The sequence below is a fragment of the Erythrobacter sp. BLCC-B19 genome (assembly GCF_028621955.1).
Taxonomy (GTDB): domain Bacteria; phylum Pseudomonadota; class Alphaproteobacteria; order Sphingomonadales; family Sphingomonadaceae; genus Erythrobacter.
Map to the genome: position 1 here is coordinate 2,356,571 of NZ_CP117516.1, position 22,256 is coordinate 2,378,826.

16 protein-coding genes and 1 tRNA gene are annotated in these 22,256 nt (G+C 66.0%); 5 read left to right on the forward strand and 12 right to left on the reverse strand.

Going from position 1 to position 22,256, the window contains the following annotated elements:
• The first annotated feature begins 14 nt into the window (after nucleotides 1–14).
• A complete protein-coding gene (locus PS060_RS10905) occupies nucleotides 15–692 on the forward strand; it encodes a hypothetical protein (protein ID WP_273983138.1) in 678 nt (225 codons plus the stop codon).
• A 15-nt stretch (nucleotides 693–707) separates the two neighbouring features.
• On the opposite strand, the gene PS060_RS10910 is transcribed toward PS060_RS10905, so the two are convergent.
• A complete protein-coding gene (locus PS060_RS10910) occupies nucleotides 708–2,237 on the reverse strand; it encodes a CpaF family protein (protein ID WP_273983139.1) in 1,530 nt (509 codons plus the stop codon).
• A 221-nt stretch (nucleotides 2,238–2,458) separates the two neighbouring features.
• On the opposite strand from PS060_RS10910, the gene glmS reads away from it, so the two are divergent.
• Both glmS and PS060_RS10920 read left to right on the forward strand, forming a co-directional pair.
• A complete protein-coding gene (gene glmS / locus PS060_RS10915; protein WP_273983140.1) occupies nucleotides 2,459–4,294 on the forward strand; it encodes a glutamine--fructose-6-phosphate transaminase (isomerizing) in 1,836 nt (611 codons plus the stop codon).
• Nucleotides 4,295–4,389: 95 nt separating this feature from the next.
• Nucleotides 4,390–6,744 (forward strand): putative bifunctional diguanylate cyclase/phosphodiesterase, encoded by a 2,355-nt coding sequence (locus PS060_RS10920; protein WP_273983142.1) that lies wholly within the window; start codon nucleotides 4,390–4,392, stop codon nucleotides 6,742–6,744.
• Here the strand turns inward: PS060_RS10920 and purQ are convergent.
• Together purQ and purS are read right to left on the reverse strand one after the other, a co-directional pair.
• Nucleotides 6,741–7,433 (reverse strand): phosphoribosylformylglycinamidine synthase subunit PurQ, encoded by a 693-nt coding sequence (gene purQ / locus PS060_RS10925; protein WP_273983144.1) that lies wholly within the window; start codon nucleotides 7,431–7,433, stop codon nucleotides 6,741–6,743. The genes PS060_RS10920 and purQ overlap by 4 nt on opposite strands.
• Nucleotides 7,433–7,666: a phosphoribosylformylglycinamidine synthase subunit PurS gene (purS, locus tag PS060_RS10930; protein WP_273983146.1), complete on the reverse strand. Its 234-nt coding sequence runs from the start codon at nucleotides 7,664–7,666 to the stop codon at nucleotides 7,433–7,435. The genes purQ and purS overlap by 1 nt, the downstream gene beginning before the upstream one ends.
• Nucleotides 7,667–7,967: 301 nt before the next feature.
• On the opposite strand from purS, the gene PS060_RS10935 reads away from it, so the two are divergent.
• Nucleotides 7,968–10,196, forward strand: coding sequence for a TonB-dependent receptor (locus tag PS060_RS10935; protein WP_273983147.1), 2,229 nt, complete (start codon nucleotides 7,968–7,970; stop codon nucleotides 10,194–10,196).
• 79 nt (nucleotides 10,197–10,275) lie between these two features.
• On the opposite strand, the gene PS060_RS10940 is transcribed toward PS060_RS10935, so the two are convergent.
• The 7 genes from PS060_RS10940 to infA all read right to left on the reverse strand — a co-directional run bounded on the left by PS060_RS10940 (nucleotide 10,276) and on the right by infA (nucleotide 16,266).
• Nucleotides 10,276–13,173 (reverse strand): M16 family metallopeptidase, encoded by a 2,898-nt coding sequence (locus tag PS060_RS10940; RefSeq protein ID WP_273983149.1) that lies wholly within the window; start codon nucleotides 13,171–13,173, stop codon nucleotides 10,276–10,278.
• Nucleotides 13,174–13,259: 86 nt separating this feature from the next.
• Nucleotides 13,260–14,063, reverse strand: a complete 804-nt coding sequence (purC, locus tag PS060_RS10945; protein ID WP_273983151.1) for a phosphoribosylaminoimidazolesuccinocarboxamide synthase — start codon at nucleotides 14,061–14,063, stop codon at nucleotides 13,260–13,262.
• A gap of 38 nt (nucleotides 14,064–14,101) precedes the next feature.
• Nucleotides 14,102–14,176: transfer RNA gene (locus tag PS060_RS10950), tRNA-Phe, on the reverse strand.
• Nucleotides 14,177–14,295: 119 nt separating this feature from the next.
• Nucleotides 14,296–14,481, reverse strand: coding sequence for a DNA gyrase inhibitor YacG (locus PS060_RS10955; RefSeq protein WP_273983152.1), 186 nt, complete (start codon nucleotides 14,479–14,481; stop codon nucleotides 14,296–14,298).
• Entirely contained in the window at nucleotides 14,478–15,440 is a 963-nt protein-coding gene (locus PS060_RS10960; protein ID WP_273983154.1) for a ribonuclease, read from the reverse strand. Before PS060_RS10960 ends, PS060_RS10955 begins: the two co-directional genes overlap by 4 nt.
• Entirely contained in the window at nucleotides 15,433–16,005 is a 573-nt protein-coding gene (locus PS060_RS10965) for a Maf family protein (protein ID WP_273983155.1), read from the reverse strand. Before PS060_RS10965 ends, PS060_RS10960 begins: the two co-directional genes overlap by 8 nt.
• A 15-nt stretch (nucleotides 16,006–16,020) precedes the next feature.
• Nucleotides 16,021–16,266 (reverse strand): translation initiation factor IF-1, encoded by a 246-nt coding sequence (gene infA, locus PS060_RS10970; RefSeq protein WP_007163491.1) that lies wholly within the window; start codon nucleotides 16,264–16,266, stop codon nucleotides 16,021–16,023.
• Between the two features lie 216 nt (nucleotides 16,267–16,482).
• Between infA and PS060_RS10975 the strand changes: the two genes are divergently transcribed.
• On the forward strand, nucleotides 16,483–19,752 hold the full coding sequence (locus PS060_RS10975) for a hypothetical protein (protein ID WP_273983159.1): 3,270 nt from the start codon (nucleotides 16,483–16,485) through the stop codon (nucleotides 19,750–19,752).
• Between the two features lie 19 nt (nucleotides 19,753–19,771).
• On the opposite strand, the gene PS060_RS10980 is transcribed toward PS060_RS10975, so the two are convergent.
• Together PS060_RS10980 and PS060_RS10985 are read right to left on the reverse strand one after the other, a co-directional pair.
• Nucleotides 19,772–20,587 (reverse strand): esterase/lipase family protein, encoded by an 816-nt coding sequence (locus tag PS060_RS10980; protein WP_273983160.1) that lies wholly within the window; start codon nucleotides 20,585–20,587, stop codon nucleotides 19,772–19,774.
• Nucleotides 20,584–22,101 carry a WS/DGAT/MGAT family O-acyltransferase gene (locus tag PS060_RS10985; RefSeq protein WP_273983161.1) on the reverse strand — a complete coding sequence of 506 codons (1,518 nt, stop codon included), beginning with the start codon at nucleotides 22,099–22,101 and terminating at the stop codon, nucleotides 20,584–20,586. Before PS060_RS10985 ends, PS060_RS10980 begins: the two co-directional genes overlap by 4 nt.
• Nucleotides 22,102–22,256 lie beyond the last annotated feature (155 nt).

Here is a 22,256-nt window from a genome sequence, read left to right on the forward strand (position 1 = left end):
GCATAGAGAAGGGCATGGTCGCTGCCCGCCTGCTTTTTCGCGCCCTGCTTTCCGTCTCGGTTGCTGCGGCAGCGCCGGCCGCCAATGCCTGCATCACCTATAGGGAGAGCGGCGAGGCTGATTTTCTTGAGGCCGACCTGATCTTCGTGGGCGATCTGACGGATTATGAAATCGTCACCGCGAAGGATGGCTATGTCGATTATGACCTCGCTATCCTCACCTACCGCGTCGATGCGGTGCTCAAGGGTAAAGCGGGGGAGACGATCCGCCTTTGGTGGCCCAATTCAACCTTCGAATTGCCCGAAAGCATGAGCCTGCATCGCGCGACCCTCGTTGGGGTGGATCAGGGTGCGGCGGCTGAGGAGCCGTGGACGGGCTGGCTGCATTACCCCTCGCGCAATGCGATCACCGGCCTGCCGCAGGTGCATCAGCCGGGATGCAGCGACGCGTCGATCCTTCCGGTTGCGCCGGAGGATGTCGCGACGGTCAAGCGCTGGATTGCGGCAGGCAAGGCCGATGGCAGTGCCTTGAGCTATGGCGGCTTTGGCGACCTCGGTGAACTCCCCGCCCGGCGCACGGCGCAGGTCAGCCTGCTGCCGATCGGTGGCGGGGCTGTCGGTATCGGGGCGCTGATACTCGCGATCAATCGACGCCAAAGGCGTCGCAAGGCCGACCGGCCGCCGGCCGGTTAGGCCGAACCGCCTGCCTTACAGGCAGGCCTCAAGATACGCCTGATCGAAGCCGAATTGCCGCGCCTTTTCGAGCGTGTAGGGGCGCAGGCCCGACGAGCGGAATTCACCGAGGATCTTCCCGTCGTCGCTCTCGTCGAGATATTCGAACTTGAACAGCTCCTGCGTCACGATCACGTCGCCTTCCATCCCGATCACCTCGGTGATGTTGGTGGTGCGGCGCGAGCCGTCGCGCAGACGCTTCACCTGCACGATCAGGTCGACCGATTCGGCGATCTGGCGGCTGATGGCTTCCTTGGGGATCTTGATGTCGCCCATCAGGATCATGTTTTCCATACGGCCAAGGCATTCGCGCGGGCTGTTGGCGTGGAGCGTACACATCGAACCGTCGTGACCGGTGTTCATCGCGGCCAGCAGGTCGAAACACTCCGCGCCGCGAATTTCCCCCAGGATGATGCGGTCAGGACGCATACGCAGGGCGTTCTTAACGAGGTCGCCGATGGTGATCGCGCCCTGGCCTTCGAGGTTCGGCGGGCGGGTTTCGAGCGGCAGCCAGTGCGGCTGTTGCAGCCGGAGTTCCGCCGCGTCTTCGATGGTCAGCACGCGCTCGCCCGGGTCGATCATCTTCGACAGGGCGTTGAGCATCGTCGTCTTACCCGAACCCGTACCGCCCGAGATGACGATGTTCATCCGGCACGCGCCCGCGATCTTGAGCGCGGTGCACATCTTGTCCGACATCGAGCCGAAGTCGCGCAGCATATCGAGCGTGATCGGCTTTTCGGAAAACTTACGAATCGAGATCGCGGTGCCACGAAGGCTGAGCGGCGGGACGATCACGTTCACACGCGAGCCGTCTTTCAGGCGGGCGTCCGCCAGCGGCGTGGTCTGGTCAACGCGGCGGCCGACCTGGTTCACGATGCGCTGCGCGATCTGGAACAGGTGCTGTTCGTCGCGGAAGCGGATCGGGGCGAGCTGGAGCTTGCCCTTCTTTTCGATGTAGGTCTGGTCCGGGCCGTTGACCATGATATCGGACACGTCCGGATCGTTCAGCAGCTCTTCGAGCGGGCCGAAGCCGAGCAATTCGTCGATCAGCACCTTTTCCAGCGCGAACTGCTCGCGCCGGTTGAGCGTGACCTTGAGCTCGGCCAGCACTTCCATGATGATCGGGCGGAACTCTTCCGACAGCTCTTCCTTGGAGAGCGTTGCGGCGGCTTCCGGGTCGACACGTTCGAGCAGGCGCGGGAGCACCTGTTCCTTGATCTTGTGAACGCTGGCTTCAAAGCCGCCGACTTCGGAATTGGATTCGTTGACCGCCGCCATGCGTTCATTGAGGCGGTCGATCGCCTCAGAGGTGGTCGCAGGCTTGGCGAGCGAGGGTGTCGGCGCGGGCGCGGGGCGCGGCGGGGCGGCTTCTCCGGGGATCGGCGGGAACTGCTCACCCCCGCGCGGGCCTGCACCTGCGCCCTTCATCGGGCGTGCGACACCGAAAGCAGGCCGTGCGCCCGGCTTCATCCCGCCTGCATTGCCCTTTTTGCCGAATGCGCTCATTCCCAGCCCCCGAGGCTCTCACATAAAACCTTGCGCACCTCGCCTGAGACAAGCGAAGGGTGCGTCTCGAAGAATGGTGAATAGGAAGGAAAGGTTGTTTTTTTCCTAAGCCCGGCACCAAGCACGGGCCAAAGATGGAGAGGCTGCATGATCGGAGGGGTTGCCGTTAACCGGCGCACGGTTAGAGCGGCATAAACAACAACGAAGGATTATACCGGACGATGTGCGGCATTATCGGGATCGTGGGGCAGGGCAATGTCGCCGACCGCCTCGTGGACGGCCTCAAGCGTATGGAATATCGCGGCTATGACAGTGCCGGGATCTGCACCTTGCATGGCGGGGCGCTGGTGCGGCGGCGAGCGGAAGGCCGGCTCGCCAATCTGGTGAATGTGCTGGCGGGCGATCCGGCGCCCGGCGATGTCGGGATTGCGCATACCCGCTGGGCAACCCACGGCGCGCCGACCGCAGCCAATGCCCACCCCCATGCGACCGCCGAAGTGGCCATCGTCCACAATGGCATCATCGAGAACTTCAAGGACTTGCGCAGCGAACTGGCGGCCAAGGGCCGGGTGTTCGAGAGCGAGACCGACAGCGAAGTGGTCGCGCACCTCATTTCCGCCGAAGTCGAGGCGGGGGCAGATCCGGTCTCGGCGGTGCGCAACGTGCTGCCGCGCCTGCGCGGTGCCTTTGCGCTGGCGATCGCGTTCCGCCAACATCCCGATCTGCTGATCGGCGCGCGCCTCGGCTCGCCGCTGGTGCTGGGCTACGGGCCTGAGGGCGACGAGCCGGAAATGTATCTCGGCTCCGACGCGCTGGCGCTCGCTCCCCTGACGCAGCGCGTTGCCTATCTTGAAGAGGGCGACTGGGTGGTGGTGCGCCGCGATTCGGCGCAGGTCTATGATGCCGACGGCAACCCTGTCACGCGCGAGATCCGCGCCTCGGGCGCTTCAGCGGCGGCGGTGGAGAAGGGCAATTACCGCCATTTCATGCAGAAGGAGATCTACGAGCAGCCCACCGTGGTGGCGCAGACGCTCGCGTCCTATCTGCGCCGTTCGGACAATTCCGTGGCGCTGCCGCAGATCGATTTCGACCTCTCGGCCATCCGCCGCCTCACCATCGTCGCGTGCGGCACCAGCTTCTATGCCGGCATGGTCGCGAAATACTGGTTCGAGCAATTCGCCCGCGTGCCGGTCGACATCGATGTCGCCTCCGAGTTCCGGTATCGCAATCCGGTGCTGGAGGAGGGCGGCCTTGCGCTGTTCATCTCGCAAAGCGGTGAGACGGCAGACACGCTGGCGGCGTTGAGGCATTGCAAGGCCAACGGCCAGACCATCGGTGTCGTCGTCAACGTGCCGACCAGCACCATGGCGCGCGAGGCGGACTTGCTGCTGCCGACCCATGCCGGGCCGGAAATCGGCGTCGCCTCGACCAAGGCCTTCACCTGCCAGCTCGCCGTGCTCGCGGCGCTGGCTGCCCACATGGCGGTGAAAAAGGGACGCCTCACGCGCGAGGAAGAGGCCGAGATCGTTCGCCATCTGCTCGAAGCCCCGGCGGCGCTCAATGCCGCGCTCGCGCATGATGATGACATTGCCGCGATGGCGCATCTGATCGCGCCGGCGCGCGATGTCCTCTATCTCGGGCGCGGGCAGGATTATCCGCTGGCACTGGAGGGGGCGCTGAAGCTGAAGGAGATCAGCTACATTCATGCAGAGGGCTATGCCGCTGGCGAGATGAAGCACGGCCCCATCGCGCTGATCGACGATGCCGTGCCGGTCGTGGTGATCGCGCCATCGGGCCCGCTGTTCGAAAAGACCGTCTCCAACATGGAGGAAGTGCGCGCGCGCGGGGGGCAGGTGGTGCTGATTTCCGATGCCGAAGGGATCGCCGAGGCGGGCGAGGGCTGCGTCGCTACCATCGAGATGCCGGTCGTCCACCCGCTGATCGTGCCGCTGGTCTATGCCGTGCCGGTGCAGTTGCTCGCCTATCATGTCGCCGTGGTGAAGGGGACGGACGTCGATCAGCCGCGCAATCTCGCCAAGTCGGTGACCGTAGAATAGCCGCGCGCGGGAACGGCGGCGCTGCCTTGGGCGCGCCGCCAGATTCCCGCTCGTGCTTTACCGCGCCCTAACCATTCGGCGTTAAGCTGTGCGCCGTGGTTCACCAATCCGCCTCTCCTGCACCGGCGCTTCCAGCCGATTTGCCGATTGCCGACGTGCTCGGTCTGTCGCGCAATCCGGCGTTCGATCCGACGCGGCTGCGGGGTGACGAATTTGCTGAACTGGCGCAGGCCAGCCGCAACCGGATGCTCGCCAATGCGCTGATCATCGCCTTTGTCGCATCGGCATTTGCGCCGCTGATCGGGCTGCTGATCGTTGGCCCCTGGGCCGCGCTTCAGGCCTTCATTCTCTACAAGTCGCGCCAGACCGACCTTTTGCTGGTCGATCCTGTGGCACGCACCGGCGCGGCCCAGCTGGAGCGGCGACAGAACCTCAATGCCATCGCCGGGGCGCTGTGCTGGGTGGGGGCGCTGCTCGCCTTTCCCTGGCTCGCTGGCGGTGCTCAGGCGACGATGCTGGTGCTGATCGTGCTGGTGCTGATGGTCTCGTCGACCTTCGTGTTCTCGACCTCGCCGCTGAGCGTGATCCTCTATATCGGCATCATGGGGCTGGGCGCGGCGCTTAGCCTTGCCGTGGCGGGGGAATGGCACGCGATGGGCGCGGCGATCCTGTTCACGATCTCGAGCCTGGTCGCCACGATCCAGGTGCGCTCGATCTTCCTCAAGGCGCGTCTGGCCGAGGCGGCGGTGACCGAGAAGGAAGCGGTGGTCTCGTTGCTGCTGCGCGAGTTCGAGGAGAACGAGGCCGACTGGCTGTGGGAGGTCGATCCTGCGCGGCGGCTTCGCTCTGTCTCCCCGCGCTTTGCCTTTGCGCTCGGACGTGCGCAGAGTGACGTCGAAGGCAAGCCCCTGCTTGAGATGATTGCAGGGCAAAGCTGGGCAAGCGGGCAATTCCCGCCCAGCCTTCACGATCTCGCCGAGCGGCTGAAGAACCGCGAGAACTTCTCGAATATGCTGGTGCAGGTCTCGATCCTGGGCGAGGAGCGCTGGTGGGAGCTGTCGGGCACCCCGATGCGTGACGAGCAGGGCCGCTTCACCGGATTCCGCGGGGTCGGATCGGATGTCACCGAGCAACGCAAATCCTCGGAAAAGATCGCCTATCTGGCGCGTTACGACACGCTGACCCAGCTGCCCAATCGCTTGCAGCTGACCGAAGCTTTGGGCGAGGCGCTGCGCTATGCGGTGCAGTGGCGCACGCGCTGCGCGCTGCTGATGGTGGACCTCGACCGCTTCAAGTCGATCAATGATTCGCTGGGCCACATGACCGGTGACAAGCTGCTGGCGCAGGTTTCGGCGCGGCTGCAATCGCTCATGGGTGAAAACCAGCTGTGCGGGCGTCTGGGCGGCGATGAGTTTGCCATCGTGATCCGTGACGCGAGCACGCCCGGCGTGATCGGCAGCCTTGCTACCCGCGTGATTGAACGCTTGTCGGAGCCCTATCAGGTCGATCACCACACGCTCTATGTCGGCGCCAGCGTCGGTTCGGCGGAAGGCCCGCGTGACGGGGCGAGCGTTGAGGAAATGATGCGCAACGCCGACCTCGCGCTCTACCGCGCCAAGGACAGCGGCGGCGGCGAACATTGCCGGTTCGAGCCGGAACTCCACGCGTCGGCCGAGGAGCGCCGCCAGCTCGAAGTCGCCTTGCGCAAGGCACTGGGGCGCGACGAGATGGTGCTGCACTATCAGCCCGTGGTCGATGCGCGGAGCGAGAAGGTGGTCAGCTTCGAGGCGCTGGTGCGCTGGAACAGCACCGAGCACGGCTTCGTCAGCCCCGGCAAGTTCATCCCGCTTGCCGAAGACACCCGCCTGATTGTGCCGATCGGCAAATGGGTCATGCGCAAGGCCTGCGAGGAAGCGCGCAACTGGCCCGAGGACGTCAAGGTCAACGTCAACGTCTCGCCCGAGCAGCTGCTCGAACCCGATTTCCATGCCGAGGTGGTCGAGGCGCTGGCCGTGACCGGTCTGAAGCCCGAGCGGCTCGAAATCGAAGTGACCGAGAGCATCTTCCTGCGCGATGCCAGTGTGGCGCGCAATGCGCTCGAGCAGGTGATGGCGCTGGGCTGCTCGGTGGCGCTCGACGACTTCGGGACGGGCTATTCCTCGCTGGGCTATCTGAGGAAGCTCAGATTCTCGACCATCAAGGTCGATCGCACCTTCGTGCAAGGGGCAGCGCAGGGGAGCGCGGAGAGCCTCGCAATCATCAACGCGGTGGTGGCGATGGCCAAGAGCCTCAACATGACCACGACCGCCGAAGGGGTGGAAACCGGCGAGGAAGCCGAGCTGATCCGCAACCTCGGCTGCGACAAGATCCAGGGCTTCTATTTCGGCCGGCCGATGACCTCCGCCGACGCCAGCGGGCTGTTCCGGCAGCTCCGCGAACGCCGCGCCTAGGCTGCGGCCGAAAGCGCGGCGAGGATGCTCTCGAACAGCCGCCGCCCGTCCGCACCACCAAGCGAAGGATGAGCCGCCGGTTCGATCGCCCTTTCGGGGTGCGGCATCATGCCCAGCACCCGGCCATTGGCGGAGAGCACCCCGGCAATGTCGCGCGCTGATCCGTTGACAGGCTCGGCATAGCGGAAGGCGATCCGGCCTTCGCCCTCGATCCGGTCGAGCGTTTCGGCATCGGCAAAATAGTTGCCATCATGATGCGCCACCGGAATGCGGATTGTCTCGCCCGGCTGGTAGCCCGCCATGAAGGGCGAAGCGGTGCCCTCAACCGTCAGGCCGACCGTGCGGCACACAAAGCGCTGGCCGGCATTGCGCAGCAGCGCGCCGGGCAGGAGGCGGGCTTCGGTCAGCACCTGAAAGCCGTTGCACACGCCCAGCACCGGGACGCCGCGCTCGGCTGCCGCGACAACCGCGCGCATGATCGGGCTGGTCGCCGCCATCGCGCCGGAACGCAGATAGTCGCCATAGGAAAAGCCGCCGGGCAATGCGATCAGGTCAAGCCCATCGGGCAGGTCGGCATCGCCGTGCCAGACCCGGATCGCAGGCGTGCCGGACACTGCCTCCAGCGCCGCTGTCATGTCCCGGTCGCAGTTCGATCCCGGGAAGGTGATGACCGCCGCCCGGAACGCCATCAGTCTGCACCCTCAATGGTGAAGCTTTCGATCACGGTGTTGGCGAGCAGCTTTTCGCACATCGCCTTGATCGTGTCGTGATCGGTGCCATCGGCCAGATCGAGTTCGATCAACCGGCCGATGCGGACATCCTCGACCCCTTCAAAGCCCAGCCCCTCGAGCGCATGGTGAACCGCGCGGCCCTGCGGGTCGAGCACGCCGGGCTTCAGTCGGACAAGGACGCGCACTTGCATGGCTGGATGCTCCAAATTGGTCGGGCCTGTTGGCGGAGCGCTATAGCGTCCCGGCGGGCAGGCGCAATCGCGGTGATGGGGCTTGTGCACCGGCAGGGGTAGCGGTCTTGGTTCGCGATGGTGTCACATTCCTGTCGCGAGACCTGCACGAATGTAACCTTGTTGCAACAACTGCCACAAGAACGCCGTCCAGTGGCGACATCCACGCAACAACATGGGTCTGTCGCCTCGCGCGAATCGCGCAAAAATGTCACCGCGCGCTCCACCCACTCTCCATTCGTCCAAACCAGGGGGTTGTTCGATGACACACCGCTTTTCTGCCATTCGTGCCGTATGGGCCGGTTCGACCGTGCTCGCCGCTGCCGCCTTCGGCCTTGCCGCACCTGCCGCCGCGCAGGATGAGGCTGCCGCGACCGAGGCTGACGGACAGCTTGCCACCATCATCGTGACCGCCAACCGGCGCGAGGAAAACCTGCAGGATGTGCCCGTCTCGGCTGACATCCTCGATGCCGAGCGCGTCACCGCGATCTTCAGCGCCACGGCCGATATCACCGCGCTGGCCGGCACCGCGCCGGGCCTTAACGTCGAAAGCTCGAACGGCCGCGTCGCCCCGCGCTTCTACATCCGCGGCCTCGGCAACACCGATTTCGATCTCGCCGCATCGCAGCCGGTCTCGGTGCTGCTCGACGATGTCGTGATGGAAAACGTCACCCTCAAGAGCTTCCCGATCTTCGATGTCGAACGCGTCGAAGTGCTGCGCGGGCCGCAGGGCACGCTGTTCGGGCGCAACACCCCGGCAGGGATCGTCAAGATCGACTCGGTCAAGCCCAGCCACGACACCAGCGTCAATGCCGCCCTGTCGTTCGGCAGCCTTGATACCTTCGCCCTGAGCGGCGCGGTAGGCGGCTCGATCGTGCCCGATGTGCTCGCTTTCCGCGTTTCGGCCCAGCTCCAGAGCCGCGGCGACTGGATCAGCAACGGCTTCACCGGCGATGAAAATTCGCTCGGCGGCTATGAAGACGTCGCGGTGCGCGGCCAGTTGCTGTTCACCCCCACTGAGCGGGCGAGCATCCTTGCCGCGGTCAATTTCCGCGACCTTGCCGGTTCCTCGACCTTCTTCCGCGCCAACATCCTCGGGCCGGGCAACAACAACCTCAACGCCAATTATGATCGCGACACGGTGTTCTATGATGCCGGGGGCGGGAACAAGGCGAACTACCAGCAGTTCGGCGCGACGCTGACCGCGTCCTACGAATTCGACGGCGCGACCCTGACCTCGATCACCAGCCACTGGACCTCCGAAGGCTCCAGCCGCGGCGACATCGACGGCGGCTTTGGCGCGGTGTTCCTGCCGGGCGGCGGCGGGCCGGGCCTGATCCCGTTCCCCTCGGACACGCAGGATTCGATCGACCTCAAGCAGACCACGCAGGAAGTGCGCCTCGCCTCCAACGGCGACGGCCCGCTCAGCTGGCAGGTTGGCGGCTTCTATTTCGACAGCGATTTCGACGTCTCGACGGTCGGCTTCACCTTCCCGCCGCCGGTCACCGTCAATCACACCAACGAGGCTTGGGCGCTGTTCGGGCAGGTGTCGTACCAGCTGACCGAAAAGCTGCGCGTCACCGGCGGCCTGCGCTACACCGATGACGAAAAGGACTTCGTTGTCCTCTCGGGCGCTGCGCCGCAGCCGCGCAGCGTGGGCGATGAAAACATCGACTGGGACATCAGCCTGTTCGGCGACGTCACCGACAACGCCAGCGTCTATGCCAAGGTCGCCAATTCGTTCCGCGGCCCGACCATCCAGGGCCGCGACGTCGCCTTCTTCAGCGCGCCTTCGGTCGCCCAGTCGGAGAACATCACCTCCTACGAAGTCGGCTTCAAGAGCGAGCTGGCTGACCGCCGCGTGCGGTTGAATGGCGCGGCCTATTACTACACCGTCGATGATCCGCAGTTCACGGCTGTGGGCGGCGCGGGCAATCTCGTGCAGCTGATCAACGCCAACAAGGGCGAAGCGTGGGGCGTGGAAATGGACGGCGCGTTCCAGATCTCGCCCGAGTTTCTGGTGACGCTTGGGGTCGCCTACAACAACACCGCGATCAAGGATTCGACCCTTGCGGTGGGCACCTGCTTCCAGTGCACTGTGACCGACCGCACCGTGACCTTGGGCGGAGCGACCCGCGCGCTGGTGAACAACAATCCCTTCCCCAACGCACCCGAATGGAGCGGCGATTTCACCGCGCGTTATAGCATCCCGGTGGGCAATTCGGGTGAGTTCTTCATCTTCACCGACTGGGTCTATCTCGGCGAGACCAACTTCCTCCTCTACGAAAGCCGCGAATTCAACGCCGGCAGCCGGATCGAGGGCGGTCTGAAGATCGGCTATGCGGGCGATAACGGCCAGTGGGAAGTTGCCGCCTTTGCGCGCAACATCACCGACGAGGACAACGTGCTCGGCGTGATCGACTTCAACAACAACACCGCTTTCGTGAACGATCCGCGCATCATCGGCGCGATGGTGAGCGTGAAGTACTAAGACCTAAAGGGAGGGCCGCCCCGATCCGGGGCGGAACACCAGACGGGGAAAGCCGGCAGGGGGCGACCTGCCGGCTTTTTCATTTCTCCGCTGCAGGCGCGGCGCCAGCGGCGCCTTCGGGCAGCACGGTGAATTCGACCGCGCCATCGGGCACCAGATATTTCAGCGCCATCCGGTGAATATCCTCAGGCGTGATCGCGGCCATGATGCCGGGCGCGTCGAAATATTCGGCGATATTCTCCGGCTCGCTCTGCGCGCGCGAGGCGAGGGTGATCCACCCGCCCAGATCCTTCAGGTAATTGTTATAGCTTTCGAAATAGGGCTTGCGCGCCCGTTCGATGATATCGGGATCGAGCGGCCCGGCACGCAGGTCGGCGATCAGTTGCGCAAGCGCGGCGCGGCTCGGTTCGACCTGATCGACCGCGACCGAGGTGCTGATCGTGAAGGTGCCGAAGCCGGGATAATGCTCGCTGGTGTCAGAGCCCGCCGAGGGCGAATAGGCCTGCCCCAACTGCTCGCGCAAGCGGTCGGTCAATTCCAGTCGCACGATCCGGGCGAGCAGGTTGAGCCGCAGGGCTTCCGCCTGATCGCTGTCGTCCGTGGTCGGCCAGACCCAATTGAGCAGCGCCTGATCGGCCTCGCCCTGATGGGTCAGCATTTTCTGCCCGCGGGTCTTGGTGAAGCTGACGATCCGCGCTTCGGGGCGAGGCTGGAACTCCGCCTCGCGCGGGGGCAGCGCGCCGAAGGTCGATGCGACCGCCGCGATCGCTTCGCCCTCGTCGAGATCACCCGCCAGCCCGATCTCGATCGCGCCCGATTGCAGGCGGTCACCGATCACGCCCTTGAGCTGGTTGAAATCGAGCGCGAAGAACTCCTCCTTGGGACGCAGGGCAAAACGCGGGTCGCCATCGTGGATGACCCCGCCCTGCGCCGCCGCCAGCGCGCGGGCAGGGGTGGAGGTGAGGGTGTTGAAGAAGTTGTCGATCCCCTTGCGGAACCGCTCGACCGCCTCGGGCCGGTAGCCGGGATCGGTGATCAGCGCGGCGATGACCTGCATCTGCAACAGCAGATCGCGCGGGGTGGTGATGGCCGAGGCGGTGAAGGCGTCGGTATCGCGCCCGAAGCTGAAACCGACGCTGCGCCCTGCCAGCATCGTCGCCAGCTCGTCACGGCTGTGCTTGCCAAGCCCGCCGCCTTCCAGCGATCCCGCCAGATAGGTCGCCAGCGGCGCTTCCTTGGTGTTCAGCAGGTTGCCGCCGTCGAGCGCGAGCGAAAAGGCAATCCGATCCTTGCGCACATCGGTGCGCTTGAGGTTGAGCCGCACGCCATTGGCAAACACGATGCGGCGGATGCCGAGGCGTTCCTCGAGCGTATCGGACACGATCGTTCCGGGCGTGCCGAAATCGCTGTAGCCGAACACCAGCGGACCGGTGTCAGCGGGCGCGGCGATGGCGAGCGCCATGCCTTCGTCGAAGGCCGCGCGCAGGGCCGCCTCGCCGCCATCGGGTGCAGAGCGACCCTCGAACCGGATCAGCGGCTCCTCAAGTGGCGCAGCGTCGGCTTTCACGGCCTGCCAAAGCGCTTGCGGGGTCAGTTCCGGCGCGAGGCGCTCGAATTCTGCGAGCTGCCATTGGGGCGTGGTCGGCACCCGCTCGTCGCTTGCCAGCCCGAGCGCGCCGCCGACGAAAACGGCATTGCTGCGCGTGTCGGCCGACTTCACCGCGTTCTCCAGCGATGTGCGGATATTGGCGAGTTGTTCGTCGACCTCGGCCTGGGTGAAGCCGTAGGTCAGCGCCTGATTGACCTCGCGCACGGCGGCCAGCATCCCCTTTTTCCACTCGCCATCTGCGCTGCTGATGCCGAGGCTGGTGATGCGCGCTTCCTCGAAGATGTCGCCGGTGCCGTAGCTCGCGGCGCGAAACGGCGCGTCGCCTGCAAGGGCAAGGCGCGCAAGGCGCCGGTTGATGATGCCATAGCCGACGCTGCGCAGCAGATCGGTGCGGCGATTGGCGATGGTGTCGGGCTCGTCGCGCCACGGCGCAAGGCGGCTGATCGATGCGCTTTCGGCAAGTGCCGGATCGAGGTGAATGTCGGTCTTGCCTTTGGCGGTCACATCGATCGGGCCGACCTCGGGCTCGGCGGGGGCAGGGGCCGGTGCCCAGTCGGCAAAGCGCGCCTTGATGGCGGCCTCGACCACGTCGACCGGATAGTCGCCGACCACCACCAGCACCGTGTTGGCGGGGGTGTAAGTGCGGCGGTAGAGCGCCCGGATCTGCTCTGCCGTGGCCTTCTCCAGCACCTCCAGCGTGCCGATCGGGATGCGGTCGCCATAGCGCGCGTCGGGGGCGAGGAATTCGACATTGTCCTCGAAATTGCGCTGCTGAAAGCCCGCCCGGTCGCGCCGCTCTGCCAGGATCACGCCGCGCTCGCGATCGACCGCACCTTGCGTGATGGTAAGCTCGCTCGCGGTCTCGCGCATCAGCATCAGCGCGGTGCCCAGCAGTGCCTCGTCATTGCGGGGCAGGTTGAGCATATAGGTGATCGCCTCGAACCCGGTCGAAGCATTGGTGTCGGCGCCGAAGGCCAGCCCCTCGCGTTCGAGCAGCTTGACCATTTCGCCCTCGGGGATGCCCTTCGATCCGTTGAAGGCCATGTGTTCGAGATAGTGGGAGAGGCCGCGTTCGGTCTCGGTTTCCTCCAGCGCGCCCGAATCGATCCGCATCCGCACCAGCGCAGTGCCCGCCGGGGTGGCATTCTGGCGGATGACATAGCGCATCCCGTTCGGAAGCTGCCCGAAGGTGTATCCCGGATCGACCGGCACATCGCTCGTCTCGAAGGCCCAGACCGGTGCGGGGGTGGTGGTCGTGGTGGTGGCGGGCGCTTCGGCGGCGGGGGCATCCTGCGCGGCAAGCGCGGTGCTGAAGGCAAGCGGTGACAGCGCCAGCAGCAGGCCGGCGGCAAGGGGGAAATTCCGCATGGAAATCAGGCGTCTCTCTCGGGTCATTGGCGACACCTGAGAGACTAGCGCGCAAAACCGGCCTGTCAGCCTATTTCTTGAGCGGCCTACTTCTTGAGCGGCGGCGGCCCGCGCAGACGCGAGCGCGCGTGGGACAGGTCGAACACTTCGCCTGGGCCGGTGTCATCGCCGTTCAGCAGGCCGAGGCGGCGGGCGACTTCGCGGTAAGCCTCTTCCTCGCCGCCCAGATCGCGGCGGAACCGGTCCTTGTCGAGCTTCTCGCCGGTTGCCATGTCCCACAGGCGGCAGCCATCGGGGCTGATCTCGTCGGCGAGGATCACGCGGCTGTAATCGCCGTCGTAAAGCCGGCCGAATTCGAGCTTGAAGTCGACCAGACGAATGTCGATCGCGGCGAACATCCCGCACATGAAGTCATTGATGCGGATCGCCATCGAGGAGATGTCGTGCATCTCCTCGTTCGATGCCCAGTTGAAACAGGCAATGTGTTCTTCAGCAACCAGCGGATCGCCGAGCGCATCGTCCTTGAAGTAATATTCGATCAGGGTGTGCGGAAGCGGCTCGCCTTCGGGGATGCCGAGGCGCTTGGAGATCGACCCTGCCGCGACATTGCGCACCACCACTTCCAGAGGGATGATGTCGACCTGCCGGATCAGCTGCTCGCGCATATTGAGGCGGCGGATGAAGTGGGTCGGAATGCCGATGTGGGCGAGGCGGGTGAAGACATGCTCGCTGATGCGATTGTTGATCACGCCCTTGCCGTTGATCGTGCCCTTCTTCTCGGCGTTGAAGGCGGTCGCATCATCCTTGAAATACTGGATCAGCGTGCCGGGCTCCGGCCCTTCGTAAAGGATCTTGGCCTTGCCTTCGTAAAGCTTGGTGCGGCGGGACATCGGCACTTTCCCCTTGGGCGTTTGGCCCTTTCAGCGAATGGTGCCCGAGGGCGGATTTGAACCACCGACACGCGGATTTTCAATCCGCTGCTCTACCCCTGAGCTACTCGGGCATTCGCTGCGAGCGACGGGCCAAGCGGCCCGGCGAGCAAATGAGAGCGGCCCTATGGCGAAGGCGGCGGGGGTTGGCAAGGGGATTTGTCGCAGCCCGGCAGGATTATTGCGCGCAGTCTCAATCCTGCTCGCGCCAGCTGTCCTGTGCGAGTTCCTCCGGGTCGGCGGGCGGGCCGGGGACGGCGTAGGAATCGGAGAACCAGCGCGCCAGATCGCGGTCGCGGCAGCGCGCCGAGCAGAACGGATGGTGGTCCGGGTGGCGCGGCTTGCGACAGATCGGGCAGGGTTTGGAGGCGAGGGTCATGTGTCCAGAAGCTGGGCATTGGCGGCTTCGATGGCAAGACCGGGATCGGCGGCAATCCGCACCTCGCGCCCCGTTCGGCGTGCCAGTTCGTCAAGCCAGGGCTGTTTCAGCTTGGCCTTGAGCGCGGGGTGAGCGCGCAGTTCAAGCACGCGGCCGATGCCGTCATCCGCTGCCAGTTCGGCGCGCCGCATCGCCATGCGCGCGGCCATGCCAAGCCTTGCGGTGGCGAATCGGTGCCGCAGCGAGGGGCCGGTCAGCCGCGCGACCAGTTGCACGAAGCCGAAACCGTTGATCGCGGTGCGTTCATGCGGCCAATCCGCCAGCGCGGCGTCCAGTGCCGCATCGACCGCGCGGCGATCCTCCTTGGTCGGGAGCGTCGGGAAGTCGATCCCGATATTGCCGCCAAGGTCGAACCACGCCAGCGCCTGCGCAATCGCGGGGACGGCAGCGAGCGCCACGTCGCGCGGCGCGCCGACCCCGTCGATGTCGATCACCGTCATCGCGGGGGTGACGCTGACGAGAATCTCCCCGCCGGAAAAGTCGAGACTTGCTGAGGACGCCGCGTGCCACACCTCTTCCCACAAGCCTGCGGGGAAGCGCCGGACGATGCGGCCTTCGGGCAGCGCGGCGGCAGGCGGCGCGGTGTCAGCACCGGCAACCCGCGCCTGCGCGCGCTTCAATCGCCCGCGCTCGGCAATCGCCGCGCGGGTGATGACGAGGTCGAGGCTCTGGCCCTCGGTCACTTGCGGCGGCAGGTGATCGACCAGCGCCTCGGTGCCGCCCTCCAGCAGCGCGACCCCGCGGCGGGTGCCCTTGAGCTTGGCGGTGAGCCTGCCGGTTGCGCGCGTGCCTGCGGCAATCTCACCCGGCCACATGACCTTGGCGGCCAGCACCCACTCGCCCTCGATCAGCAAGGCGCGGGTTTCCGCGATCCCCTGCTCGATCAGCCACTCAGCCAATGGGGAAACCCGCCGCCTTGAGAAGCGCGCGCGTGTGATAGAGCGGCAGGCCCATCACGCCCGAATGGCTGCCCCTTATCCATGCGATCAGGCCTTCTGCGGCGCCCTGGATGGCATAGCCGCCCGCCTTGCCGCGCCATTCGCCGCCTGCGAGGTAGGCCGCGATCTCCTCGGACGAGAGGCGCTTGAAGCACACTACCGTCTCATCCAGCCGTTCGCGCAAGGTGCCGTCGGGCGCGCGCAGGACGATGCTGGAGAGCACCTGATGCCGCCGTCCGCTCATCAATTCGAGACAGGCGCGGGCTTCTGCTTCGGTTTCGGTCTTGGGCAGGATGCGCCGTCCCACCGCCACCACGGTGTCGCCCGCCAGCAAGAAGCCGGGGGCGTCCACCGCCAACGCCTTCTCGCGCCCCATGCGCAGGGCATAGGCGCGGGGGAGTTCGCTTTTGAGCGGCGTCTCATCGATATCGGCCGGCACCACCGCATCGGGCGCAAGGCCGAGCCGCCCCAGCAGCTCGCGCCGCCGGGGTGATGCCGATGCCAGTGTCAGGTGCGCTGCGCCCATCTGGGCCGCAGACAATTACTGCGGGCCGGGGCCGCCGCGACCCGGCATGAAGCGGTAGGTGATGCGCGCCTTGGTGAGATCGTAGGGCGTGAGTTCGCACAGCACTTCATCGCCGACCAGCACACGAATGCGGTTCTTGCGCATCTTGCCCGCCGTGTGGCCGAGCACTTCATGGCCGTTTTCAAGCTCCACCCGGAACATCGCATTGGGCAGCAACTCAACCACGCGCCCGCGCATTTCGAGGAGTTCTTCCTTGGCCATGTAATTCCTTCAAGTCGGTTGCGGCGCACAATACGCCCGTCGATTGCTGGCCGCGCTTTAGCGATGCGGGAACCAAAAGGGAAGGCTCGTGCGTTAGTGGCCGGAAGACAAGAAAAAATGCTGAGAATGCGATTTATTCGCAATTCTTTGCAGACATGATTATGCGCGGGCCGGCAGCCACAGGCTGTCGCCGCCAGACTGATTCGAAGGGACACAATGAACCTCTCCCCGCTTTCCCGCGCGGCGTTGCGCGCTGGCACCTGCGCTGTCGCGCTGGGGCTGGCCCTGCCGATTGCCGCTGCGACCACGGCCATCGCTCAGCCGCAGCCTGAACCTGCTGCGCAGCCGGAGGAAGAAGAACCCGATTCCGCAAGCGACACCTCGACGGCAACTGGCGGCGAAATCATCGTCCGGTCGGGGCGGCTGCGCGGGCAGCTGTTTGTCGATCAGGCGCCGCTGCTCGAACTCAATGAAGAAGCGATCGCGGCCGAGGGCGTGACCTCGATCACCGATCTCATCGCGCAGATCAGCGCGCGCACCGGCTCGGCACGCGGGCGTGGCGGCGGCGGGCCGGTGATTCTGGTGAACGGCATCCGCATCGGCAATTTCCGCGAATTCGCCAACTATCCGCCCGAAGCCCTCGCGCGGGTCGAGGTGTTCCCCGAGGAAGTCGCCCAGCGTTTCGGCTTTCCGCCCGATCGCCGGGTGATCAACCTGATCCTCAAGGACAATTATTCGAACCGCCAGGCCGACCTCGAATTCGAGGCACCCTCTCGCGGGGGATACAGCCGCAACGAAGAGCGGCTCGGCGTCCTCAAGATTGCCAATGGCGGGCGCATCAACGCCAGCGTGCAGATCGAGGACACGACCCTGCTGACCGAGGCCGAGCGCGACATTCCGCAGACGGATGGTTCGCAGTCGCTGGTGGCAGGCGATCCCGATCAGGCCGATTTCCGCAGCCTGCTGGCCGACAGCTTCGGGCTCGACGCCAATGTCTCCTGGGCCAAGGCGATCATCGACAGCGGCACCTCGTTGTCGGCCAACCTCAACTATGCCCGCAATGAAAGCCGCAGCCTCGACGGTCTCAATACTGTCACGCTGACTTCGCCCGGCGGCGCGAGCGCGCTGCGCACCTTCGGGGCGGACACCCCGCTCGCCCGGCGCACGTCGAGCGACACGGTCTCGGCGGCAGGATCGATCAATCAGCCGATCAATGCCTTCCGCCTCACCACCACCTTCGACGGTTCCTACAGCGAGAGCGAGACCGAAATCGACCGGCGGCTTTCGTCCACGCAGCTGCAGGTGTTCCGCGATGCGGCGGCGGCGGGCACGCTCGCGCTTAATGGCCCGCTGCCGACTGACACCGCCAACGGTTTCGATGTGGCGCGCAGCAAAATCATCTCGACCGAGACTCAGACGACCCTCGAAGGCCCGCTCGCCGAACTGCCTGCAGGCGAGGTGCTGGCGACCTTCGATCTCGGCTTTGACTGGAAGCGCATCGAAAGCAGCGACACGCGCTCTGCCACGGGCGCGGCGCTGACCCGTCGGCGCATTTCGACCGGCACCAACCTGGTGGTGCCGCTGACCAGCACGCGCGACGAGTTTCTCGATGCGCTCGGCGACTTCACGCTCAACCTTCAGGCCGGGTTCGAAGACCTGAGCGATGCGGGCACGCTGGGGGATTGGAACGCCGGCATCACCTGGAAGCCGGTCGATGGGCTCGACCTCTCGGCGACCTATATCTGGCGCGAATCCGCGCCGTCGATCTCGGCGCTCGGCAATCCGCAGGTGACCAATTTCAACGTCCCCGTGTTCGATTTCGTGCGCGGCGAGACGGTGCTGGCCGAAGTGCTGACCGGCGGCAATCCTGACCTGCCGGCCGAAACCCAGCGCGACTGGAAGTTCTCGGCCAACTGGGAGCTGCCCTTCTGGGAAGGCTCGCGCCTGGCGGTGGATTACATCCGCAACCGCTCCGACAACGTGGTCAGCGCCTTTCCGCAGATCACCGCGGATATTGAAGCGGCCTTCCCGGGCCGGATCACGCGCGACGCATCGGGCCGGGTGATCCGGGTCGACCGGCGCTCGGTGAGCTTTGCCTCGACCAGGGCAGACCGGTTGCAGTTCACCTTCTCGACCAATGGCAGCATCGGCGCACCGGCTGAAGGGCAGGGCGGGCCGGGTGGTGGCCGTTTTGGCGGCGGCGGCGGTGGGGGCGGCGGCGCTCCGGCAGCGGCGGCGGCCCAGCCTGCACCGCCGACCACCGGCGCTCCGCCTGCGGGCGCAGGCGCAGGCGCGGGAGCCGGTGCGGGCGGGGGCCGGTTTGGCCCCGGCGGCGCGGCACCCACGCCTGAGCAGCGCGAACAGTTCATGGCCTTCCGCGCGCGGCTGTGCGCCGATGACGGGCAGGCCTTCCTCGAAAAGCTCGTCGCCGCGATCGACAGCGGCGCGGATATCTCGGCCGAGTTTCCGGGGATCGACCCGGCGCGGCTCGCCCCGATGCTCTCGCGGATCCGCGGGGCAGACGGCACAATCGATCCGGCCCGGCTGGCGCAATTCCGCACCCGGATTTGCAGCATCGACCCGGCGATGATGGGCGGCGCGCCCGGCGGTGCGACCGATTCCGGCACGCAGCGCGTCACGATTGTGCCCATCACCCCTGATCCCAATGCTCCGGCCAGCGCTGGCAGCACGCCCCCGCCATTCGCTGGCTTCCGCGCGCGGGCCTGCGGCCCCGATGGCACGGCTGCCATCGCCGCGCTGGTCGCCAAGATCGACCGGGGCGAGGACGTCTCGGCCGAGCTTCCCGGCGTCGATCCCGCCTTCATCAAGATGGCGCTCGACCGCTCGCGCCTGCCCGACGGCACGATCCCGCCCGAGGCGCTGGCGCAGTTCCAGCAGCGCTTCTGCGCGGCGGCACCGCAAGGCGCAGGCGGCCCGCCCGCTGCGGCTGGCGGCGCGCCCGCTGGCGGCCCGGCCTTCAACCCGCTCGCAGGCGGGCGGCAGATGCAGGGCTGGCGCTATTTCTTCAACCTGACCCACACGATCGAACTCGACAACGAGATCCTGATCGCGCCCGGTATTGCCCCGCTCGATCAGCTTGACGGGCAGGCGACCGGCGCCTTCGGCCAGCCGCGCCATTCGAGCCGGCTCGAAGCGGGCCTGTTCGGCAAGGGCGTGGGCTTCCGCCTCTCGGGCATCTACACCGGCGAAACCCGGCTCGACGGATCGGGCCTGCCCGGTTCGACCGACCTGTTCTTCGACGACCTGGTGACCTTCAACCTGCGCATCTTTGCCAACATGGGCGAAGTGACGGGCAAGAACGAGGGCGTCTTCAAGGACTTCCGCGTGAGCCTTGTCGCCGACAACCTGTTCGACGCGCAGCGCCGCGTGCGCGACAGCAACGGGGACACGCCGGTCAACTACCAGCCCTTCGTGATCGACCCGCTCGGGCTCTATCTCGGGATCGACCTCAGAAAGCTGTTCTGAGGCCGCAGCGTCCCGCGCGTCAGCTGATGCTGGTGCGCGGGAACATCCACTGGTGGATCAGCGCGGGCGTGAAGGGCGTCCATTGCCCCTCGGCCTGCGCCAGCCGGTCGGCGATGGCGATCATCACGCTGGGGTTGACGCCAAGCCCGCAATGGCTGGCGTGAACCTGGATGTTCTCGGTCGGCTGCTCGGCAGCCGCCTTGTCCGGGTGCTGCACGCTGCCGCGCCAGTGGACCACCCCGTCGGTCTTGGTGAAGATCGAGGTGGTGGGCACGGGCGGGGCTTCATCCAGCCCCCGGAACCGCCCGCCCTTCATCGGCTCGGGCTCCTTGCCGTTGAGCAGTTCGAACAGCCGCGCCGCGCTGGTGTGGCCGCGATCATCCGAAATCGGGCTGCCGAGGCTGATCACCAGCCGCACCTTTTCGGGATGGAGCTTGGCCAATTCGCGCGCCAGCACCCCGCCGAGGCTCCAGCCGACCAGCGAGACTGTGCGCCCGCTTGTCTCGAACAGCCGCGTGAGCTGCGCCTCCAGCCGCCCGATCAGGGCATTGTCGACCCGGATATTGCGCCCCGAATCCCAGCCGTGGGCATCATATCCCAGCCGCTTCAGGATATTGCGCATCGGCACGGTCGAGGAATTCGAGGCCATGAAGCCCGGCAGCACCATCACCGCATGGCCATCCCCCTTGGGCAGCGAGGCCATCAGCGGGCGCGAGGCGTAGAGCAGGCCCAGCTCCAGCATCGCCCGCCCTTCGATCAGCGTCCACAGCCGGTGCGGCGGCTCGGCCTTACGGGGGGCGGTGTCCGCCGGGTTCATCGCAAGGCTGGCCATCATGCATTCTCCTTCGAGGCGCGGCGCTTGGTGGCGGCGGGCTTGGTTGCTTTGGGTTTGGGTTTGGGTTTGGCTTTGGGTTCAGGCTTGGTCGTGGCAGCAGGTGCGGCCTCCAGCACCCGCGCGGCGGCGAGCAACTCGTCGAAGCTGTCCTGCAGGCACTGCGAATAGAATTCAGGGTCAGGCATGATGTCGCGGCAGGCGGTGAAGCTGATATAGGCCTCCCCGACATAGGACTGGACGACATGGGCAAGGCCCAGCCCGTCGGTAAGGCAGATCAGCGACAGCGCCATGCTCTCCAGCCGTGCGCCGCTCGAATAGATGTGCACCGGCGGGCCGGGGACGTTGGTGACGACCGTGTTGAACGGCATCGCCAGCCGGTGCGCGAGGCTCACCCGGCTGAACAGCTGCGCGCCCAGGGCCATGTAGAACAAGGGGTTGACCTTGCTCACCTCGGTCATCCGCCGTGCGCCCAGGGCATTGGTCATCGCCTTGGAATTGTTGGTCTGACCATAGACATAGGCCAGCCGCTCCGCCGGGTCGGCGATATGCGTGCCGAGCGGGGCGATCATCGCGGCGACCTGATTGCCCATGTCGCCCTTCTCGTCCGACGCGCGCACCGAGATCGGGGCCATCGCGGTCATGGTCGCCTTGGGCAGATCGCCCTTGGCGCTGAGGTATTTGTGCAAACCCCCGCCGATCACCGCGATGGCGACGTCATTGACCTTGGCCTCCGGCAGCAGCGCGCGGATCGCCTTGAATTCCTTGAGATCGAAGGTGCGCCCCTCGACCACCCGGTGCGGCGAGATCGTGCGGTTGAAGCGGGTGCGCGGCGGCACGAGATCGGTGCTGAGCTTGAAGTCCTTCGAAATCAGCCCGCGGATCACGCCTGCCACCCCCGGCACCGCCTTGGCCGCGACCTGCGCCTGCTTCAGCGGATTGAGCAGCGCGTTGAAATAGGACTTGCCGAGCAGTTCCACCGGGCCGGGGATCTTCTCCGGCTTCCACGTATCGGGCTTCGATGGCGGCGGCGCGTCGGGGGTGAGGGTGTGGAGCGCCTCCATCAGGTCGATCCCGCTCATCCCGTCGATTGCGGCGTGGTGGACCTTGGTGACGAAGGCGAAGCAGCCGGGCGGATAGCCTTCAACCGCGTCCAGCCCCTCGACCACGGTGAACTCCCACGGCGGGCGATTGAGATCAAGCGGGCGGGCATGGATGCGCGCCGCCTGAATGCACAGCTGCCGCCAGTCCCCCGGCTTGGGCAGGGCGACATGGCGGACGTGATATTCGAGATCGAAGTCCGGATCCTCGACCCAGTAGGGATAATCGAGATCGAACGGCACCCGCACCAGCCGCTGGCGCATGGTGCGCGACAATTGCATCCGCGATCCGATGAACTGGAGAATGTCCTTGAACCGCACGAACCCGCCCGGGGCGGTCGCCGGATTGTAGATCAGGACAGAGCCGATATGCATCGGCGAATTCGGCGATTCCAGCGCGACGAACGAGGAATCCATGCCTTGCAACTGACGCAAGGTTCTCTCCCGCTGACCGCCCCTCCAGCGGGGCGGCTTCGGCCCGTGTTCGGGCTCTGGTGCTAGGGCTAAGCGTAATGGAACGGCAAAGCAACCTGACGCGAACGGCAGGAATTGCCGCGGGGGAAGGTTTCGCG

What these genes read in the sequence shown, in the direction of transcription:
- PS060_RS10940 (WP_273983149.1), bottom strand. Translation starts at nt 13,173, where the DNA reads ATGCGGAATTTCCCCCTTGCCGCCGGCCTGCTGCTGGCGCTGTCACCG.
- PS060_RS10955 (WP_273983152.1), bottom strand. Translation starts at nt 14,481, where the DNA reads ATGACCCTCGCCTCCAAACCCTGCCCGATCTGTCGCAAGCCGCGCCAC.
- glmS (WP_273983140.1), top strand. Translation starts at nt 2,459, where the DNA reads ATGTGCGGCATTATCGGGATCGTGGGGCAGGGCAATGTCGCCGACCGC.
- PS060_RS10985 (WP_273983161.1), bottom strand. Translation starts at nt 22,101, where the DNA reads ATGGATTCCTCGTTCGTCGCGCTGGAATCGCCGAATTCGCCGATGCAT.
- PS060_RS10975 (WP_273983159.1), top strand. Translation starts at nt 16,483, where the DNA reads ATGAACCTCTCCCCGCTTTCCCGCGCGGCGTTGCGCGCTGGCACCTGC.
- purQ (WP_273983144.1), bottom strand. Translation starts at nt 7,433, where the DNA reads ATGGCGTTCCGGGCGGCGGTCATCACCTTCCCGGGATCGAACTGCGAC.
- PS060_RS10935 (WP_273983147.1), top strand. Translation starts at nt 7,968, where the DNA reads ATGACACACCGCTTTTCTGCCATTCGTGCCGTATGGGCCGGTTCGACC.
- purC (WP_273983151.1), bottom strand. Translation starts at nt 14,063, where the DNA reads ATGTCCCGCCGCACCAAGCTTTACGAAGGCAAGGCCAAGATCCTTTAC.
- purS (WP_273983146.1), bottom strand. Translation starts at nt 7,666, where the DNA reads ATGCAAGTGCGCGTCCTTGTCCGACTGAAGCCCGGCGTGCTCGACCCG.
- PS060_RS10965 (WP_273983155.1), bottom strand. Translation starts at nt 16,005, where the DNA reads ATGGGCGCAGCGCACCTGACACTGGCATCGGCATCACCCCGGCGGCGC.
- infA (WP_007163491.1), bottom strand. Translation starts at nt 16,266, where the DNA reads ATGGCCAAGGAAGAACTCCTCGAAATGCGCGGGCGCGTGGTTGAGTTG.
- PS060_RS10905 (WP_273983138.1), top strand. Translation starts at nt 15, where the DNA reads ATGGTCGCTGCCCGCCTGCTTTTTCGCGCCCTGCTTTCCGTCTCGGTT.
- PS060_RS10980 (WP_273983160.1), bottom strand. Translation starts at nt 20,587, where the DNA reads ATGATGGCCAGCCTTGCGATGAACCCGGCGGACACCGCCCCCCGTAAG.
- PS060_RS10910 (WP_273983139.1), bottom strand. Translation starts at nt 2,237, where the DNA reads ATGAGCGCATTCGGCAAAAAGGGCAATGCAGGCGGGATGAAGCCGGGC.